Source organism: Ornithinibacillus proteolyticus (assembly GCF_039581225.1).
Lineage (GTDB): Bacteria > Bacillota > Bacilli > Bacillales > Amphibacillaceae > Ornithinibacillus > Ornithinibacillus massiliensis.
Window position 1 is genome coordinate 13662 of record NZ_JBCPXV010000040.1, and the last position, 18156, is coordinate 31817.

Genomic DNA, 18156 nt, shown 5'->3' on the forward strand with positions numbered 1-18156 from the left:
GGTGAAGCGCAATGAATAATATGCGTATTGGTGGTTTAGCATCAGGGATAAATACGGATGATATTATCCAAAAAATGATGGCGGCTGAGAGAATGCCATTAGATAGAATGCAACAGGACCGAACCTTGCTAGAATGGCAACGTGATGGATACCGTGAAATCTATCAAAAGCTTTACGAAATGGATAATCAATTAATCTTTGATATGAAATTAAGTAGTACATATAAATCGAAAGCAGTTAGTTCTTCTAATAGTGGAGTGGTAACCGCGACTGCTACATCCGGTACGATGGAAGGGTCTTATAATATTACAGTGTCGCAATTGGCTTCTAGTGCTATTAATAGAAGTACAAGTAGCATTGTGAAAGCTGGTGAAACATTTGATCCATCTAAGCCACTTGGAGAACAAGTGGATAAGCTTGCTAATGGAATTGAATTTGGTGAAACATTTACATTTTCTACATTTGATGAGAATGGTAAAAAGATTGAGCATACATTCTCAGTATCAGAGACTGATTCATTAAACGATGTGTTGAAACGTATAACGAAAGATGATAACAATGTGCGAGCCTTTTACGATACCACCGCTAAACAAGTCATTCTGGAAACAACTCGAACTGGAAACTATAATAATGAAGGGCCAGAAATCGTATTTGATAGTGGATCAAACTCATTTTTTTCTACTACACTAGGAATCAATAGTGAGAATGAACAAGGTGGTACAGATGCGAAGTTCACCTATAATGGTCTTGATTTTGAATCTAAAGATAATTCCTATGAATTTAATGGTTTAACATTAACATTAAAAGGTGTTTCAAAAGAAGGGGAAAGTACTTCTCTTACAGTAGAAAATGATATCGATGCGGCTTTTGACTCTATCATGAATTTTGTCGACAAGTATAATGAAATAGTAGAGTTAATTAATAAATCACAAACAGAAGAACGCTTTCGAGATTATAAGCCGTTAACAGAAGAACAAAAGGCAGAAATGGATGAAAAACAAATCGAGCTTTGGGAAGAAAAAGCTAAAAGTGGTATTCTTCGTGGAGATTCTATCCTAACCTCAGGCTTATCTTCTATGAGACAGACTTGGTATGCTAATGTTCAAACCGGTGGAGAAATTACATCATTAACGCAAATCGGTATTTCAACAACAGCGGATTATATGAATGGTGGAAAACTTAAAGTTAATGAAGAAGAATTGAAGAAAGCATTACGAGAAGACCCAGATGGTGTATTTAAGTTATTTTCAAACAATACTTCTTCCAAGGATGATCCTAGTCGTGGCTTAATTAACCGGTTGGAAGATTCTATTGAATCGACAATGAAGCGTGTTGAAGAACGGGCAGGTAAAACTACAACAAGCTCATTAGATAATTACTCCTTAGGTAAACGGATTAAAGATTTAAATACAAGAATATCAGATTTTGAGAAACGTCTCGTGTCGATTGAGAGTCGTTACTGGAGACAATTCGGTGCTATGGAACAAGCCATTGCTCGTTTGAATAATCAATCGATGCAATTATTATCCCAATTCGGCGGTGGAATGTAATCAAATTCTTATAAAAGGAGTTCTACCTTATGGCTTTAAATAAACCATATCAAGCATATCAGAATAATGCTGTTAATACTGCCTCTGGCGGTGAGTTAACACTTATGCTATATAACGGCTGTCTGAAATTTATTAAACAAGCAATGAAGGATATACAAGCTAATAACATTGAAGCAAAAAACACAAATATTCAAAAGGCACAAAGAATCATTCAAGAACTAATGATTACGCTGGATCAAGAAGTGGAGATTTCCAAACAAATAATGCCTTTATATGACTATATCCATCATCGCCTTATGGAGGCAAATTTAAAAAATGATGTTAGTATTTTGGAAGAAGTAGAAGGATTTGTAGTTGATTTTAGAGATACGTGGAAACAGGTCATCTTAAAAACAAGACAAAAACAACATGCACAAGGTGAACACGTATAATGAATCGCGTACAACCGATCTATGAAATTACAGTTAAAATGCAACAACTACTAACCAACAACGAAACCTCCAAAGATAGAGAAACGTTGATTGAGGAGGTAAACAGTCTCCTTTTACAACGAGGAAGTTATATGGAGGAAGTGAAAGAGCCCTTTACAATAGAGGAGCTGGAAATGGGAAAGAAGCTTCTACCTTTGAATAAGGAAGTCCAAGAAAAGATGGATCTTTTATTCCAAGGATTAAAGATGGAAATGAAACAGGTAAAGAAACAAAAGAATTCTAATCGCCAGTATACCAATCCATATGATAAGGTCCAAACGATGGATGGCATGTTTATGGATAAGCGTAAATAATAGATTAGCTTCCGGATTTTTAATCTGGAAGCTATTTTTTTAATTAACTGTAAATCAAGTGTAAACCGCATGAGGCTAGGTCTTTAAAGGGGATTATCCATATATGAAACTGCTAGGTTTACAAAAAAGGACATGTTTAGGCAGGAATTTTAAGGGTAAATATAGTATACTATATACAAAGGTAGAAAAGGAGTGACACTTTATGAAATTCAACATTCGCGGTGAGAATCTTACGGTAACCGAAGCAATTCGAGAGTACGTAGAAAAGAAGATTGGTAAGCTTGAAAAGTATTTTGAGAGCCCCTTAACATCAGATGTACATGTGAATTTAAGTGTCTACAACAACAAACAGCGTATTGAGGTTACAATTCCAATGACTAGTTTATTATTAAGAGCTGAAGTAGAGCATCTTGATCTATACGCTGCAATTGATTTAGTGGTTGATAAGTTAGAAAGACAAATTCGTAAATATAAAACAAAAGTAAATCGTAAATTCCGTCAAAATGGTGCTCCGAAGTTTGTAGCAACTAATTTGGCTGAAAAGTTAGACGAAGTAGAAGACTCCGATGAAATTGAAATTGTAAGAACAAAACGATTTGATTTAAAACCAATGGATTCTGAAGAAGCGGTATTACAAATGGACCTGTTAGGACACGCATTCTATGTGTTCCAGAATGCTGTAACAGGTGATACGAACGTAGTGTATCGCCGCAAAGATGGCAAATATGGTTTAATCGAACCAAATCATTAATATAATTAATCCCTACAGGCGATCCCTTCGGTGGGTCGCCTTTTATCTTTTTTAAAGGGATGGTGCTAACCCATAGGTATGTAGTTGGCATATGCAATTAAGTAGTGTTATTATTTAATATATAATAAATAAAATTATAATAGATGAAGGAATAAAATGAATGGTGAACCAATTACCAAATTTCTATGATCAAAGGTAAATAGTGGTGTTGAATGTGTAACACACGTCTGGTTCACTATGAGGATTGAGGAGCGTAACGATGGCAGGTTTTCTAAAAAAAATATTTGATGGGAATAAAAAACAATTAAATCGAATCCAACGTATTGTTGATCAAATTGAATCATTGGAACCTGATATTGAGAAATTATCAGATAATGCTTTGCAACAAAAGACAGAGGAATTCAAATCACGCTATGCCAATGGAGAAAGCTTAGATGACTTATTGGTTGAAGCGTATGCTGTAGTTCGTGAAGCATCAAAACGTGTTCTTAACATGCGCCCATTCCCAGTTCAGTTAATGGGAGCAATTGTATTGCATGAAGGGAACATCGCAGAGATGAAAACAGGGGAAGGTAAAACACTAGCTTCCACTATGCCAGCATATTTGAATGCTATCTCTGGTAAAGGTGTTCATGTTATTACTGTGAACGATTATTTGGCAGATCGTGACTCGAAGCAAATGGGTCAATTATTTGAATTCCTTGGATTAACAGTGGGATTGAATACAAATGGTTTATCCAAAGAAGAAAAGCGAGAAGCGTATTTAGCCGACATTACGTATGGTACGAATAACGAATTTGGCTTTGATTACTTAAGAGATAATATGGTTCTGTATAAGGAGCAAATGGTTCAACGTCCTTTAAATTTTGCAATTATTGATGAGGTCGATTCGATTTTAATTGATGAAGCAAGAACACCATTAATTATTTCCGGATCTGCTCAAAAGTCAGCATCCTTATATACACAAGCAAATGCATTTGTTGCCACCTTAAAGCGTGATGAGGATTATACGTACGACGAGAAAACAAAAGGAACACAGCTTACAGAAGAAGGAATTAATAAAGCGGAAAGCTACTTCCATGTGGAGAATCTGTTTGATTTAAATCATGTTACGTTAACACATCACATTGGACAGGCATTACGTGCACATGTTGCGATGCATCGGGATACAGATTATGTAGTTGAAGATGGCGAAGTAGTAATAGTAGACCAATTTACTGGCCGTCTTATGAAGGGCCGTCGTTATAGTGATGGATTGCACCAAGCGATTGAGGCGAAGGAAGGCTTAAAGATACAGAATGAAAGTATGACGTTAGCGTCTATCACCTTCCAGAACTATTTCCGGATGTATAATAAGCTTGCTGGTATGACTGGTACTGCTAAGACAGAAGAAGAGGAATTCCGCAGCATTTATAACATGTATGTAGTTGAAATTCCTACTAATAAACCGATTGCTCGTATTGATCACCCGGATAAGATTTACAAGACGATTAATGGCAAATTTAAAGCTGTTGTTGAAGATATTAAAGAGCGTCATAAAGCCGGACAACCAGTACTAGTTGGTACAGTAGCGGTTGAAACGTCTGAGTTAATTTCCCAGTATTTGAAAAAAGCTGGTGTTAAGCACAATGTTTTAAACGCGAAAAACCATTTCCGTGAAGCAGAAATCATCGAGCAAGCTGGTCAAAAGGGTGCCGTTACAATTGCAACGAACATGGCCGGCCGTGGTACAGATATTAAGCTTGGTGAGGGAGTATTAGAGCTTGGCGGATTAGCTGTAATAGGAACAGAGCGCCATGAATCAAGACGTATTGATAACCAGTTACGCGGACGTTCTGGTCGTCAAGGAGACCCAGGTATGTCGCAATTCTATTTATCGATGGAAGATGAATTGATGCGTCGATTTGGATCTGATAATCTTAGAAATATGATGGATAAGATGGGTATGGATGATGATCAACCTATTGTGAATAAATTCGTATCACGAGCTGTAGAATCCGCACAAAAACGTGTAGAAGGTAATAACTATGATGCACGTAAGAATGTTCTATCATATGATGATGTATTAAGGGAACAGCGTGAGATTATTTACAAACAACGCTTTGAAGTTATCGATGCGAAGGGTAATGAATTACGTACCATTATTGAGAATATGATAAGTTCTTCATTAGAACGTGTTGTTAATACTCATACACAAGATGATGAAGAAGAAAAATGGGATTTACAAGCTATTGTTGAGTATGTACAGGGTAACTTGTTAGAACAGGATTCCTTATCTGTAGACGATCTGAAAGGGCTAGAAACAGAAGAAATTCATGCATTAATTATGGATAAAGTTCGCGCCCGTTATGATCAGAAAGAAGAAGAGCTTGATGAAGAGCAGATGCGTGAATTTGAAAAAGTTATTCTGTTAAGAACAGTAGATACGAAGTGGATGGACCACATAGACCAAATGGATCAGCTTCGTCAAGGTATTCATTTACGTGCATACGGTCAGAATGATCCATTACGTGAATATCAATTAGAAGGATTTGCCATGTTTGAGGCAATGGTAGAAAGTATCGAGGATGAAGTTGCTCGTTATATTATGAAAGCTGAAATACGAGATAACTTAAAGCGACAAGCAGTAGTGAAAAACACCCAAGCAGTATCAGGTGGCGGTGAAGAAAAGAAAAAAGTCCGCAAACCATATGTGAAAAAAGAAACGGTAGGCAGAAACGATCCATGTCCATGTGGCAGTGGTAAAAAATATAAAAACTGCCACGGAAAATAAACTATCTAAAGCGGTCTGACCCCAACCGGAGTCAGACCGTTTTGAGGGTATTAATTAATTGGATATAACAAAATTTTTAGAGGTGACATGATGGAATTTAGTGAAATTAGAAACGAACTTGATCAAATTAATAACCGCATAGCGGAATTTAGGGGGTCTCTTTGACTTAGATGTCAAAAAGGCACGCATACAAGAATTAGAACATGACATGACCGCTCCGGGATTCTGGGATGACCAAAACGCAGCCCAAACAGTGATTAACGAGGCAAATGGTTTAAAGAACTTCGTAAATAGCTTCGAAGGGATAAACAATCGCTATGAAGACCTAGAAGTAACCTACGAACTAGCAAAGGAAGAAAATGATGCTGAGTTATTAACGGAATTAGAAGAGGAACTTAGCTCGTTAAAAAAGGAAATCAATGACTTCGAATTACAAATGTTATTAAGTGAGCCATATGATGCCAACAATGCAATCCTAGAACTGCATCCAGGCGCTGGGGGAACAGAATCACAGGACTGGGCAAGCATGCTACTTCGTATGTATCAGCGTTGGGCGGAACAGCATAATTTTTCCGTTGAAACAATTGATTATCTTCCTGGAGAAGAGGCTGGCGTAAAAAGTGTTACCTTATTAATTAAGGGACATAATGCTTATGGTTATCTAAAGGCGGAAAAAGGGGTACATCGTTTAGTACGTATTTCACCATTTGATTCCTCTGGTCGTAGACATACATCATTCGTATCCTGTGATGTAACACCTGAAATGAATGATGATGTAGACATTGAGATACGTTCAGAAGATATTAAGGTAGATACGTATCGTGCAAGTGGTGCTGGAGGACAGCATATTAATACGACAGACTCTGCTGTACGTATTACCCATATTCCTACGAACACCATTGTTACTTGCCAAAATGAACGTTCACAAATTAAAAACCGTGAAGCAGCCATGAAAATGTTAAAATCAAAGCTATACCAATTAGAAATTGAAAAGCAACAGCAGGAGTTAGCAGCAATTCGTGGAGAGCAAAAAGAGATTGGCTGGGGCAGTCAAATCCGTTCTTATGTATTCCATCCATATTCCATGGTAAAAGACCATCGTACAAATGTGGAAACAGGTAATACACAGTCCGTTATGGATGGCGAAATTGATTTGTTTATTGATGCTTATTTACGTTCACAATTATAATAAGATTGCATTTTTAATTTCTTAAAATTGTCAAAAACTGGTGTGAAACTAGATGAATATTCATCTTTAGCCAAAATGTGGCAATTTTGTGGCTGGTATATTTAATTAGAAGGGATATACTAAATGATGTATAGATATTCCAATGATTGGGGGATTTTTAATATGAAAAAATGGTTATTCGCAATTTTATTTGGAACAGTATTCGTACTTGGTGCATGTGGTGGAGAAAATGAAGCAGATGATAATGGTGCAGTAAATGATTCAGGTCAAACGGATGGTGGTGAAGCTGTAGCCTCCGCAGAAGATATTTATCAAGCAAACTGTGCAGCTTGTCATGGTGCTAATCTTGCAGGTGGTGCTGGTGTTGATTTAACACAAATTGGTGCAGAATTTTCATCCGAAGAATTACAAGATATCATTGCTAACGGTACAAATGGTAGAATGCCTGGTTTTGCGAATAAGCTTTCAGATGAAGAAATTCAACAACTATCTGATTGGCTAGCAGAGAAGAAATAACATGATAATGAAAAATAGCAAAGCTTAAGCTGAATGATGAGATTCAGTTTAAGCTTTTTTTGTTGTTTGGAACGGTACTTTTACTGTTGGGGCGATGGAGAGTGTTTCAGTGTCCTTCGGTTGAGCGATGGGAGGAAGGAGAAGATCGGTCAGTGCCCTTTATCGATTGAGCGAGTTAAAAAAGGTAACAGAGGGATGCTATCAGTGCCCTTTTTCGGGAGGAAGAGGGTAAAAAGGTAACAGAGAGCTGCTATCAGTGCCCTTTTTCGGGAGGAAGAGAGTAAAAAGGTAACAGAGAACTGCTATCAGTGCCCTTTTTCGGGAGGAAGAGAGTAAAAAGGAAACAGAGGGACAATGTCAGTGCCCTTTTTCGCGAGAGAGAGGATAAAAAGGTAACAGAGGGACAATGTCAGTGCCCTTTTTCGGGAGGGAGAGGGCGAAAAGGTAATAGAGGGACAATATCAGTGCCCTTTTTCGCGAGGAAGAGAGTAAAAAGGTAACAGAGAGATGCTATCAGTGCCCTTTTTTGCGAGAGAGAGGATAAAAAGGTAACAGAGAGATGCAATCAGTGCCCTTTTTTGCGAGAGAGAGGATAAAAAGGTAACAGAGAGATGCAATCAGTGCCCTTTTTCGGTGGGATGAGAGTAAAAAGGTAACAGAGGGACAGTATCAGTGCCCTTTTTCGGTGGGATGAGAGTAAAAAGGTAACAGAGGGACAATGTCAGTGCCCTTTTTTGCGAGAGAGAGGATAAAAAGGTAACAGAGAGATGCAATCAGTGCCCTTTTTCGCGAGGAAGAGAATAAAAAGGTAACAGAAAACGGCTATCGATGCTCTTTTGGGTTTGATATACTACTTTATACCTATAAAAAAGCACACGAGTTGTCATAATCCTACAATATTCCCAGAAATTTTACCGTTGAAATATAAATGTAATATTTTTTTGTCAAAAAAAGTTGTTGATTGATGTTATAATGTAAAAGAATCTTGTACAATATAAGGCTTTTTGACTAACTATAATAATAAAGGTGATTATAAATGATATTAATGAAGGATTTATATAAAATGTATGATAACGGTGTGACAGCTTTAAATGGAATTAATGTCGAAATTGATCAAGGTGAATTCGTATACATAGTCGGACCATCTGGCGCAGGGAAATCATCTTTTATTAAGCTTATGTATCGTGAGATAAAACCGACAAAGGGACAAATTTTCATAAACAATAAAGATGTCAGTGAAATCAAAGAAAAGGAAGTTCCATTACTTCGACGGAATATTGGGGTTATCTTCCAGGATTTCCGTTTGCTTCCTAAATTATCAATCTATGAAAATGTTGCGTTTGCACTAGAGGTTATAGAGGAATCTCCTCGTAATATTCGAAAACGTGTAATGGAAGTATTGGATTTAGTAGGGTTAAAAAATAAAGCTCGCTTCTATCCGAGTGAATTATCTGGCGGAGAGCAGCAACGTGTTTCCATTGCTAGAGCAATTGTAAATCATCCTAAAATCGTTATTGCTGATGAACCGACTGGTAACTTAGATCCGGAAACATCATGGGAAATTATGCGAGTATTTGAGCAAATCAATAATAGTGGGACAACCATTATCATGGCAACCCATAGTAAGGAAATCGTAAATACAATTAAAAAACGTGTTATTGCAATTGAAGATGGCGAAATTGTAAGAGACGAGCATCGAGGTGAATACGGCTATGAAAGCTAGAACTATCAAAAGACATTTTCGTGAAGGTGCAAAAAACATATATCGCAACGGCTGGATGACTGTAGCCTCGGTCGGAGCTGTAACGGTTACATTACTCTTAGTAGGTGCGTTTTTAGGTTTAATTTTAAACCTTAATCATATGGCAAAGAAAGTGGAAGAGGATGTCGTTGTGAAGGTCCTCATTGATTTAGCCGCAGATGATGAACAAGTCATCGCACTAGGAAAAGAGATTGAAAAAATCCCTAATGTAGCAAGTGTAGTGTTTTCATCTAAAGATGATGAACTTAATAGCTTGATTGATAGCATGGGTGATGGTGGAGACGTATGGGGTGGATTTAAAAATGATAACCCATTAAACCATGCCTATATTGTGAAGGCAGATGAACCACAGCAAACGACAGGTATTGCAAAAGCGGTTGCTGAGCTTGATGGAGTAGATTCAGTTACGTACGGGGAAGACGTTGCACAAAATCTCTTTAAATTTACCGATTATGCTAGAACAATAGGAATTATCCTAATCGCTGGTCTTGTATTAACTGCTATTTTCTTAATTTCCAATACGATTAAATTAACGATCATGGCAAGAAGTAGAGAAATTGGAATTATGAAGTTAGTAGGAGCAACGAATGGATTTATTCGTGGACCATTTTTCATTGAAGGATTATTACTAGGTGTATTAGGATCAATCATCCCTATTTCGGCAGTATTAGGTGGATATAAATGGATTGAATCTAGTATAACTACGGTGCAGACAATCGGCTTTGTAGAAGTGTTACCATTTAATCCCTTCGCATGGCAATTAGCGCTTATTATTCTAGTGATAGGTGCTGGAATTGGAATGTGGGGAAGTTTGATGAGTGTACGCAAATTCTTGAAAGTTTAATAGTGTTTTGAACCATGTGGAAAAGGTAGAGGAAGGTCCTATATCTTTTCCACAATAGATTTTACATACGAAAAATAATAGTTTTCTAGATTACTTGGTAACAGGGGGAAGATCGATGACAAAAAAGTTAGCAATAACTGGTTTACTGATTGGACTGTTCGCCTTTATGTCCATCTTGATTGATGTAAACCAGGTTTTCGCTCAAACGAAAGAAGAGCTCCAGCAAGAAATCGAGGAACTTGAGAAGGAACAGTTGCAGCTAGAAGAACAGAAGGAAGAAGTACAAACGAATAAAAATGATACAGAAGAGAAAATCCAAGAAAATTTAAATAAGCAGGGTACCGTTCAAGGACAAATTGAATCGATTGAACAGGATTTAGCAAATACGGAGGAAGATATTGCTTCCAAACAGGGTGAAATCGATACGACGAACAATGAGATCTATGAGCTAACGAATACGATTGATGATCTAACCGATCAAATTAAACAGCTAGAAGATGAGATTGAGATATTACTAGACCGTATCGAGGAACGGGAAGCATTACTAGTGGATCGACTTCGCTCTATTCAAAAGAATGGTGGACCGATAAAATACTTAGAAGTCATTCTCGGGTCTAAAAGCTTTTCTGATTTTATTTCAAGAGCGGCCGCTGTCAATGTTATGATGGACCAAGATAAAACGATTATTGAATCATTAGAAAAAGACAAGGCTGATGTTGAAACGAAAAAACGAACGGTGCAAGAGAACAAGAAAGAAATCGAAGCAAAACGAAATGATGTGGAACAGAAAAAGCTAGTATTAGAAGACCAAAAGAGAGAGCTAGTTGCATTACAAAGTCAACTAGATGAACAAAAGTCGGAAAGAAAGCGTCTGCTAGCACAACTGGAGAAAGAGCATGAAGAGTTAGAGGAATTCATGTTTACGTTGGAAGATGAACAAGCAATGATTCGTAAACAAGAAGAGGCGGTAGCGAAAGCAAAAGAGGTCGCAGAAAATAATCTTAGCCAGTTATCAAGCCCTGAAACGGGTGCAGTGAATAGTTCTTCCTTCATTTGGCCAGCTTCAGGAAGGCTTTCATCTCAGTGGGGACAACGCGTTGATCCAATTACTGGACAAGTAAGCTATCATCTTGGAATAGATATTGCAGCCCCTACTGGTACACCGGTTTATGCTGCCACAAATGGTGTAGCCGTAAGAGGTAACTTATCTGACACGTATGGTAACCATATATTAGTTGTTACGAAGATCGATGGAGTTGATTATACAACGCTATATGGCCATTTAAATGGTTTTGCCGTTGAAGATGGAACAGTCGTAGAACAAGGTCAGTTAATTGGTTATATTGGTTCAACCGGTCGTTCTACAGGCCCACATTTACATTTTGAGGTGCATAAAGGTGGATGGATAGGTTTTTATCCTCCTAACACAAATAATGTAAATCCTATGGATTATTTACCTTAAGCGTATAGGGGAGGAGCATTACACATTCGGTGTAATGCTTTTTTCTTTTCTTCTTTAATAAAAAAGTTTGGCGTGTGCTACGCTTTTTCGATATGATTATAGAATAAGTAGTTTTGAATCTTAACGATAATCATTTCGTTTTTGGTGTTTAAGATAACTACCTAACATATAACTAATACTGGGGTGATATCATGAAATTGAATAAAGTACATATTGTGCTGATACTGGTTGGAGCCTTATTTCTAGGTTTTATTGGAGCATATGTGGGAGCAGCAATTGCACAACCAGGTGAAAAAGAATCCATTATCTCTGAGAATAATCTTGATAGTAATAAACAAGAGGCTGGTGAGGCAAAGGGAAATAATGAGCTACCAGCTCAATGGTCAAAAGTGGCTCAAGCCTATCATTTGATTAAGGATAATTATCTAGAGGGAGCTGAAGAACAGCAACTAATTGAAGGTGCTATTCAAGGAATGCTTGCGACACTAGGTGATCCGTACAGCTCCTATATGGATATTGAAACAATGGAGCAGTTTAATGAACAAATTGAATCCTCATTTGAAGGTATTGGTGCTGAGGTTAGTATGGTTAATGGAATGGTGACGATTGTATCGCCTATTAAAGATTCCCCAGCAGAAAAGGTAGGACTTCGACCAAACGATCAAGTTCTAGAGGTAGATGGAGAATCATTGGAAGGACTTGATTTAAATGAGGCAGTTGCCAAAATTCGTGGGGAAAAAGGAACAGAAGTCGTCTTAACTATTGTACGTCAGGGAACGACAGAACCTTTCCAAATTACTATTGTCCGTGACACCATCCCAATCGAAACCGTTCATTCTGAAATGAAAACTGTTGATGGGAAGAAAACAGGGCTAATTGAAATTACTAATTTTGCTGAAACAACGGCAGAAGATTTTGAATCACAGCTTAAAGCATTAGAAGATGATGGAATGGAAGGATTAGTTATTGATGTACGTGGGAATCCTGGTGGACTCTTAAATTCTGTTGAAGAGATTTTAGATTTATTTGTTCCAAAGGATATACCATATATTCAAATTGAAGATCAAAGTGGAAATAAAACGCCTTATTACTCTACATTAGATAAGAAAAAGGATTATCCAATCTCTGTTCTAGTAGACGAAGGCAGTGCATCGGCATCTGAAATATTAGCTGTGGCGATGAAAGAAATTGGTTATGATGTAGTTGGAACGAATAGTTTTGGAAAAGGTACAGTGCAGCAAGCCGTTCCATTAGGTGATGGAAGTACAGTTAAATTAACCTTCTTCAAATGGTTATCACCAAAAGGAACTTGGATTCACGAAACAGGTGTTGAGCCAACTGTGAAAGTGGAACAACCGAAATATTATTTCACAACCCCAATACAAGTAACAGATGAGCCTTTATCACTGGATCACTCTGGAAGCCAAATTGAAAATATTCAAATCATGCTAGAAGGCTTGGGCTATGATATTGACAGAACAGACGGTTATTTCAGTAAGGCAACAGAAGAAGCAGTCAAAGCCTTCCAAAAGGATCATGATTTAACGGTTACAGGGGAAGTAGACCAGGAAACAGCTGGAACACTGGAATCGAGCATTATTGAAAAAATCCGTAGTGGTGAAGATGATTTACAATTAGAAAAAGCATTAGAAGTGGTACATTAATTATGATACCAAGGCTTTGACACCTGATGGAATAAAGCAAAACTAGAATGATACAAGATGGTAGCTCGGGAAAGATATAAAGCATTTTATGGAAGCATAGGGCAAACTAAAAGCCCTATAGGAGCATGAGAGGTTAGCCAAAGAATGAATGTATAACCGAATGATACACGAGATTAGCTTTGGAAATATACGTAGAGACCAAGTGATGCACCTGTATCTACTAGCAAGGCTACGTAGCAGGATCCCTTGGCGGAGGGGGAAAAGCCTGATCCACTTAGCGAACAAGGGATGAGCGTATATTTCCGGAGCAAGGTTTGTGCTAATCATTCGGTTTTGTTATACCTTCTAAACGTGTGTCCTAGTCTTGTCTTATTTTACATCATTATGTTTTCCATACGTTCTTGTAAAAATTATACGGTAAAAGCAGGAAAAGAATCGACAAATGACGAATATATAAGGTTATAATTAACTTATTAACAGGAACTGTAGATTGGGAAGGTGAACACAAATGTTTCAGGATTGGTTATTAGAATTTGGTAAAGGAATTGGAAAAGTCTTTCTCAATCCACTTTTATATTGGTCTATTGTATTGATTACGTTAGTAGGCATAAGAAGAATCAAGCAGGAAAGAAGAGATTTTGGAACTAAGGTATTCGATATCTTCTCGGAGTGGAAGGGAACGATTGGGTTTTCGGTTTTTATTGGATTATTTTATTCAGTCGTAACGATAGCAATTGGTATGGTAGTTACATATGAAGTGCTTATTATCCTAAGTATCGTTACGATTCTATTAAGTCTTACATTACGTTTTTCTTTCCTTTCCCCAAGTTACACCTTTGGGATTACCTTTTTTGTCTTAATGTTATTTCCTTTAGTAGCGGATAATGTTACGTTTATTCCTAGCTTAGGAGAGGTTAATTATTCTGTCATTGCCATTTTATTAGCATTATTTTTATTTGTAGAAGCGCATTTCCTAAGTAGAATGAAGATCTATGAGACATATCCTGGATTAGAAAAAGGAGCTCGGGGCAGTTGGATTGGTAAGCATATAATTAAGAAGTTCTCCATAATCCCGTTTTTTACTTTAGTACCAGCTGGACTTATCGAACCATTTGCACCCTATTGGCCATTTCTGTCTATCGGTGGGGAGAATTATGCGTTAGTCCTTATACCAGTTGTTTTAGGCTTTGAATTTGTAGTGCGAGGTAGTTTGCCATATAAGACAGCGAACCAGATTGCGCTACAGCTATTAGCATTAGCTGTACTAGTTCTAGCTATTGCAATCGGTAGTATCTTCGTACCGTGGCTAACGATTGTTGCTGTTGTCGTAGCAATCATTGGAAGAGAAATTCTTAACTACCGACATCGCTCAAAAGATAATGCGAAAAGCTCTTATTTCAATCATACGAACGATGGCTTAAAAGTTCTCGGTGTTATCCCGGGCTCACCAGCTGATCGTTTACAAATTCTAATTGGCGAGACCGTAATGAAAGTAAATGGTAATCGAATCCAAAGTGAAGATGATCTCTATGAAGCATTACAGCAGACAGGCTCTTTCTTTAAGGTGGAATTACTTGATCACAATGGTGAGGTTCGTTTTATTCAAAGTGCCATGTATGAAGGCGATCACCATGAATTAGGGTTACTATTTGCAGGAGAGCCATATCGGACAAAATAATATAGAAGACCGTATCCATAGTGAAAAGTACTCTATAAGTAGACATTAAAAAAAGTCTACCTATAGGGTGCTTTTTTGTGTGAAGAGAATAGATAAAAAGTCTAGGTAGTACTAATATTTTTGTTGATTTTCATCCAAACTAAGAATGCAAAATATGTACAGGAAGGATAATTGTATGGATGAAAAGCTATCTATTAGGGTTCTGGAATGTATTTGATCCGCTATATTATTCCTTTACTAGATTGCGCTATGTAAAGGATCAGGAACAGAATCGAACGGTATTTCGTGTTCGACTTACTCGATATAAAGGAAGACGTACGATATTACAGGACGGTACTATTATTAATAAAAATGACCTGCTCATTAAGATTCATCTTCATAATGTGAAAATCATGAATGATTTATATGCAGAAAAAAGTGACACGAAGCGTGCTGTATACATTTACCACCTAGTCAAACGAGCCATGCCGCTTTTGGCAGACTATGTAAAACATCATAAGCGCTATGATGAGTTAAAAGGAATAATAGGAATTACTACCTTACATAAAGGTACCAAGCGACTAGGTTTCGATAATGTGTTTATCCATAACCCAGTATATAGAATGTATAAAAAAATAACCTTTACTCCAATTAATTATTTGGCTAGCTCATCCAATCATGAATATCCCATGTACTTATTCATGTCAAAGGATGAGCTAGTTACTAGATATGGGTCTAAAGTTAAATAGCAACGTCATGGAGGGTGATTTCAGGGCGGCTGCCGACCCGAATGTTTACACCTGTTTGTCCTAATCCTTCACTAATATAAAAAGGGGAGTCATTATGGATATGCAATCCTTTTATCATATTTAAACGTGGTAGTTTTCCCATTTTTACTAAGTGGTATGCTTTTGGATAAAGGATTTGTCCACCATGGAAATGACCTGCTAATAAATAATCAAATGGATAATCATCCATTTCGAGAACTACGTTTGGATCATGAGTCAGGACAATATTAAGACCATCATTAACCTGACGATAGGATTCTTCTAGGTCACTTCGATTGGTTGAGTAATCATCAATGCCGATTATATTAATCTTTTGACCGTTTATCGTTATTGTTTTAGAGCTATTTTGCATAACGATACAACCGTATTGTGTAAGAATCGATTTTAAATCTAATAAATTCTGCCCTTTTAGGACATAATCATGGTTACCAAGTACAGCGTAGATGCCATGTTTTGGCTTCATTTTTTGGAGAACCTGAAGATATGGTATTAACTTGGGTAGGGTACGTTTTCTATCAAGAAAATCTCCAGTTAGTGCAATGATATCAGGTTGCTCATGCTGTAGTTTGGTAGCTAATTGACTTGGTGTGATAGAGATATTTTCAAGGTGAAGGTCAGATAAGTGTAGGATGGATAAGTTAGAATGATTTGTTCGATGTTTAGTAGAGATTTGTATTTTATTTATTTGAATATCTTTCGTATTTAGGTTTGCTTTATATAAGAGAAAGCCAATAATGATGAACAATAGTGTAGAAATAATATATGTCATATGAATTCCTCCCCGAAAACGATTATAACATGGCTATACGAATAGATTCATTGGTAAATCAAGGGATTCATTTGAATGATAGGGTGAATATATTGGATACGAAATCAAAGAGCCAAGCATTATTACTACCATTTATGCAAATTCCGACTGGGCATCATCATGTTGCTGACGCAGTGATAGAGGAATTGGAGCGTGCTGTGAAATCAATCAACTGTGAAAAGGTGGATATATTATCGTATAGTTTTGGAAAAGTGGAACGACTTGTCTCTGCTACGTATTTAAATTGGATTAAAATGGTCCCAAAAGCATATGATGTGGTCTACAATAGACTTGCTGTAAAAAATCATACGAAACGATCTAGACAGCGTGTATATGAAGCAATGTTCATAGCGTTTTTTAAGAAATTAATGAAAGAAACAGAACCAAGAATATTATTCTGTACACACTGTCTTCCTTCCAATATTGCTAGTGTTTTAAAGCAAAAAGGAAAGTTACATGCAGTTACAGTGAATGTATATACCGACTTCTTTATTAACCGTGTATGGGGGATTAGTGGTATTGATTATCATATCGTTCCATCGATAACGGTCAAGAAATTTTTATTAGATTTAGGTGTAGACGAGGAGAGGATTTTTGTAACCGGAATACCGGTACATCCAGTTTTCCGAATTCCGTATCAGAAAAAAAGCAATCAGAAGCTCCATGTATTAATTACAGGCGGAAGTTTAGGGATTGCATCAATGGACAAACTAATCCCTAGTCATCCGGAAATAAAATACACGGTTTTATGTGGGCATAATGAAAAGCTATATCAAGATCTTTCAGAATGGAACCATCCATATGTCCAGCCCATTCGCTATGTGGATAGCAAAGCGAGAATGAATGAGCTATATAATCAAGTTGACGCCGTTATTACCAAGCCTGGAGGGGTAACAATTAGTGAATGCTTAATGAAGCGAATCCCAATTTTCACTTGTAATGCCTTACCTGGTCAAGAAAAAGTAAATGAAATGGAATTAGCTCAATTAGGCATTGTTAATCAAGTAAACCCATTCGAAAGAAGTATCGAGTCGCAAGTGAAGGAATTTTTCCAGGATAACGAAAGACAACTTATGTACGAGGAAAATCTAAACTTATATCATGAATATGTAGAAAGAAATTCGTTGTCTGAAATATTATTAACTATTTGTAAGGCATAGAGTTTAGCCGTTCCTATACTTTTATTAGGTAGACGAAAAGGGTGTAAAGAATATTTGACATCCCTTTCGTCTGTTTTTATAATAAGGATGTAAAAACTATTTGACACACAGTCGAATATGAAGGTGAAAATAAGATGAAAAATCGAATTAAAGAATTTCGGGAAAAAAAGCATCTATCTCAAGGAAAGGTTGCAGACTTGTGCAATGTGAGTAGGCAGACCATTAATGCAATTGAAAACGACAAATATGATCCTAGCTTACAATTGGCATTTGATTTAGCAAGTGTATTAGGGGTTAAGGTTGATGAATTATTTATAAGTGATAGGAGCATTCCTGTAATGAAGAAATTTGAGGATTGAAACAAAAAGAGCCCTCTTGGTATCATACGAGGTGTCCAAAGCTTCGAAGCAAAAATGGACCCTTAATTTAAGTAACCAAGGAGGACTCA

Annotated in this window: 16 protein-coding genes; 15 read left to right on the forward strand and 1 reads right to left on the reverse strand. The window is 37.0% G+C overall.

Annotation, left to right across the window (positions count from 1 at the left end; translation table 11 throughout):
- The first annotated feature begins 11 nt into the window (after positions 1–11).
- The 13 genes from AAIB49_RS15630 to AAIB49_RS15690 all read left to right on the forward strand — a co-directional run bounded on the left by AAIB49_RS15630 (position 12) and on the right by AAIB49_RS15690 (position 15701).
- Positions 12–1550 carry a flagellar hook-associated protein 2 gene (locus AAIB49_RS15630; RefSeq protein ID WP_343458565.1) on the forward strand — a complete coding sequence of 513 codons (1539 nt, stop codon included), beginning with the start codon at positions 12–14 and terminating at the stop codon, positions 1548–1550.
- A 29-nt stretch (positions 1551–1579) separates the two neighbouring features.
- On the forward strand, positions 1580–1981 hold the full coding sequence (fliS, locus tag AAIB49_RS15635; protein ID WP_339213878.1) for a flagellar export chaperone FliS: 402 nt from the start codon (positions 1580–1582) through the stop codon (positions 1979–1981).
- Positions 1981–2334 (forward strand): flagellar protein FliT, encoded by a 354-nt coding sequence (gene fliT, locus AAIB49_RS15640; RefSeq protein ID WP_339213880.1) that lies wholly within the window; start codon positions 1981–1983, stop codon positions 2332–2334. The genes fliS and fliT overlap by 1 nt, the downstream gene beginning before the upstream one ends.
- A 202-nt stretch (positions 2335–2536) precedes the next feature.
- Entirely contained in the window at positions 2537–3085 is a 549-nt protein-coding gene (gene hpf / locus AAIB49_RS15645) for a ribosome hibernation-promoting factor, HPF/YfiA family (protein ID WP_339213882.1), read from the forward strand.
- A 259-nt stretch (positions 3086–3344) separates the two neighbouring features.
- Positions 3345–5858 (forward strand): preprotein translocase subunit SecA, encoded by a 2514-nt coding sequence (gene secA / locus AAIB49_RS15650; protein ID WP_343458566.1) that lies wholly within the window; start codon positions 3345–3347, stop codon positions 5856–5858.
- Positions 5859–5948: 90 nt separating this feature from the next.
- A protein-coding gene (prfB, locus tag AAIB49_RS15655) for a peptide chain release factor 2 (protein ID WP_339217932.1) occupies positions 5949–7047 on the forward strand; the annotation gives its coding sequence in 2 pieces (ribosomal slippage) (positions 5949–6011 and positions 6013–7047; 1098 coding nt in all).
- Positions 7048–7209: 162 nt separating this feature from the next.
- Positions 7210–7563: a c-type cytochrome gene (locus AAIB49_RS15660; RefSeq protein ID WP_343458567.1), complete on the forward strand. Its 354-nt coding sequence runs from the start codon at positions 7210–7212 to the stop codon at positions 7561–7563.
- Between the two features lie 1036 nt (positions 7564–8599).
- On the forward strand, positions 8600–9286 hold the full coding sequence (ftsE, locus tag AAIB49_RS15665) for a cell division ATP-binding protein FtsE (RefSeq protein ID WP_339213888.1): 687 nt from the start codon (positions 8600–8602) through the stop codon (positions 9284–9286).
- Entirely contained in the window at positions 9276–10169 is an 894-nt protein-coding gene (gene ftsX, locus AAIB49_RS15670) for a permease-like cell division protein FtsX (RefSeq protein ID WP_339213890.1), read from the forward strand. The genes ftsE and ftsX overlap by 11 nt, the downstream gene beginning before the upstream one ends.
- Before the next feature lie 115 nt (positions 10170–10284).
- Positions 10285–11631, forward strand: a complete 1347-nt coding sequence (locus AAIB49_RS15675) for a murein hydrolase activator EnvC family protein (RefSeq protein WP_339213892.1) — start codon at positions 10285–10287, stop codon at positions 11629–11631.
- Between the two features lie 191 nt (positions 11632–11822).
- Positions 11823–13295 (forward strand): S41 family peptidase, encoded by a 1473-nt coding sequence (locus tag AAIB49_RS15680; protein WP_343458568.1) that lies wholly within the window; start codon positions 11823–11825, stop codon positions 13293–13295.
- Positions 13296–13803: 508 nt separating this feature from the next.
- Positions 13804–14973: a PDZ domain-containing protein gene (locus AAIB49_RS15685; RefSeq protein ID WP_343458569.1), complete on the forward strand. Its 1170-nt coding sequence runs from the start codon at positions 13804–13806 to the stop codon at positions 14971–14973.
- A gap of 179 nt (positions 14974–15152) precedes the next feature.
- A complete protein-coding gene (locus AAIB49_RS15690; protein ID WP_339213897.1) occupies positions 15153–15701 on the forward strand; it encodes a YkoP family protein in 549 nt (182 codons plus the stop codon).
- Here the strand turns inward: AAIB49_RS15690 and AAIB49_RS15695 are convergent.
- A complete protein-coding gene (locus AAIB49_RS15695; RefSeq protein ID WP_339213898.1) occupies positions 15694–16509 on the reverse strand; it encodes a metallophosphoesterase in 816 nt (271 codons plus the stop codon). The two genes, AAIB49_RS15690 and AAIB49_RS15695, sit on opposite strands and share 8 nt — an antisense overlap.
- Before the next feature lie 92 nt (positions 16510–16601).
- Here AAIB49_RS15695 and AAIB49_RS15700 point away from each other — a divergent pair, with 92 nt between their 5' ends.
- Positions 16602–17708, forward strand: a complete 1107-nt coding sequence (locus AAIB49_RS15700; RefSeq protein WP_343458570.1) for an MGDG synthase family glycosyltransferase — start codon at positions 16602–16604, stop codon at positions 17706–17708.
- 134 nt (positions 17709–17842) lie between these two features.
- A complete protein-coding gene (locus AAIB49_RS15705; RefSeq protein WP_343458571.1) occupies positions 17843–18067 on the forward strand; it encodes a helix-turn-helix transcriptional regulator in 225 nt (74 codons plus the stop codon).
- Positions 18068–18156 lie beyond the last annotated feature (89 nt).

Coding starts and splice junctions, on each gene's coding strand:
- ftsX (WP_339213890.1), top strand. CDS start 9,276: ATGAAAGCTAGAACTATCAAAAGACATTTTCGTGAAGGTGCAAAAAAC.
- AAIB49_RS15660 (WP_343458567.1), top strand. CDS start 7,210: ATGAAAAAATGGTTATTCGCAATTTTATTTGGAACAGTATTCGTACTT.
- AAIB49_RS15690 (WP_339213897.1), top strand. CDS start 15,153: ATGAAAAGCTATCTATTAGGGTTCTGGAATGTATTTGATCCGCTATAT.
- fliT (WP_339213880.1), top strand. CDS start 1,981: ATGAATCGCGTACAACCGATCTATGAAATTACAGTTAAAATGCAACAA.
- secA (WP_343458566.1), top strand. CDS start 3,345: ATGGCAGGTTTTCTAAAAAAAATATTTGATGGGAATAAAAAACAATTA.
- fliS (WP_339213878.1), top strand. CDS start 1,580: ATGGCTTTAAATAAACCATATCAAGCATATCAGAATAATGCTGTTAAT.
- AAIB49_RS15630 (WP_343458565.1), top strand. CDS start 12: ATGAATAATATGCGTATTGGTGGTTTAGCATCAGGGATAAATACGGAT.
- AAIB49_RS15705 (WP_343458571.1), top strand. CDS start 17,843: ATGAAAAATCGAATTAAAGAATTTCGGGAAAAAAAGCATCTATCTCAA.
- AAIB49_RS15680 (WP_343458568.1), top strand. CDS start 11,823: ATGAAATTGAATAAAGTACATATTGTGCTGATACTGGTTGGAGCCTTA.
- AAIB49_RS15685 (WP_343458569.1), top strand. CDS start 13,804: ATGTTTCAGGATTGGTTATTAGAATTTGGTAAAGGAATTGGAAAAGTC.
- AAIB49_RS15675 (WP_339213892.1), top strand. CDS start 10,285: ATGACAAAAAAGTTAGCAATAACTGGTTTACTGATTGGACTGTTCGCC.
- hpf (WP_339213882.1), top strand. CDS start 2,537: ATGAAATTCAACATTCGCGGTGAGAATCTTACGGTAACCGAAGCAATT.
- AAIB49_RS15695 (WP_339213898.1), bottom strand. CDS start 16,509: ATGACATATATTATTTCTACACTATTGTTCATCATTATTGGCTTTCTC.
- ftsE (WP_339213888.1), top strand. CDS start 8,600: ATGATATTAATGAAGGATTTATATAAAATGTATGATAACGGTGTGACA.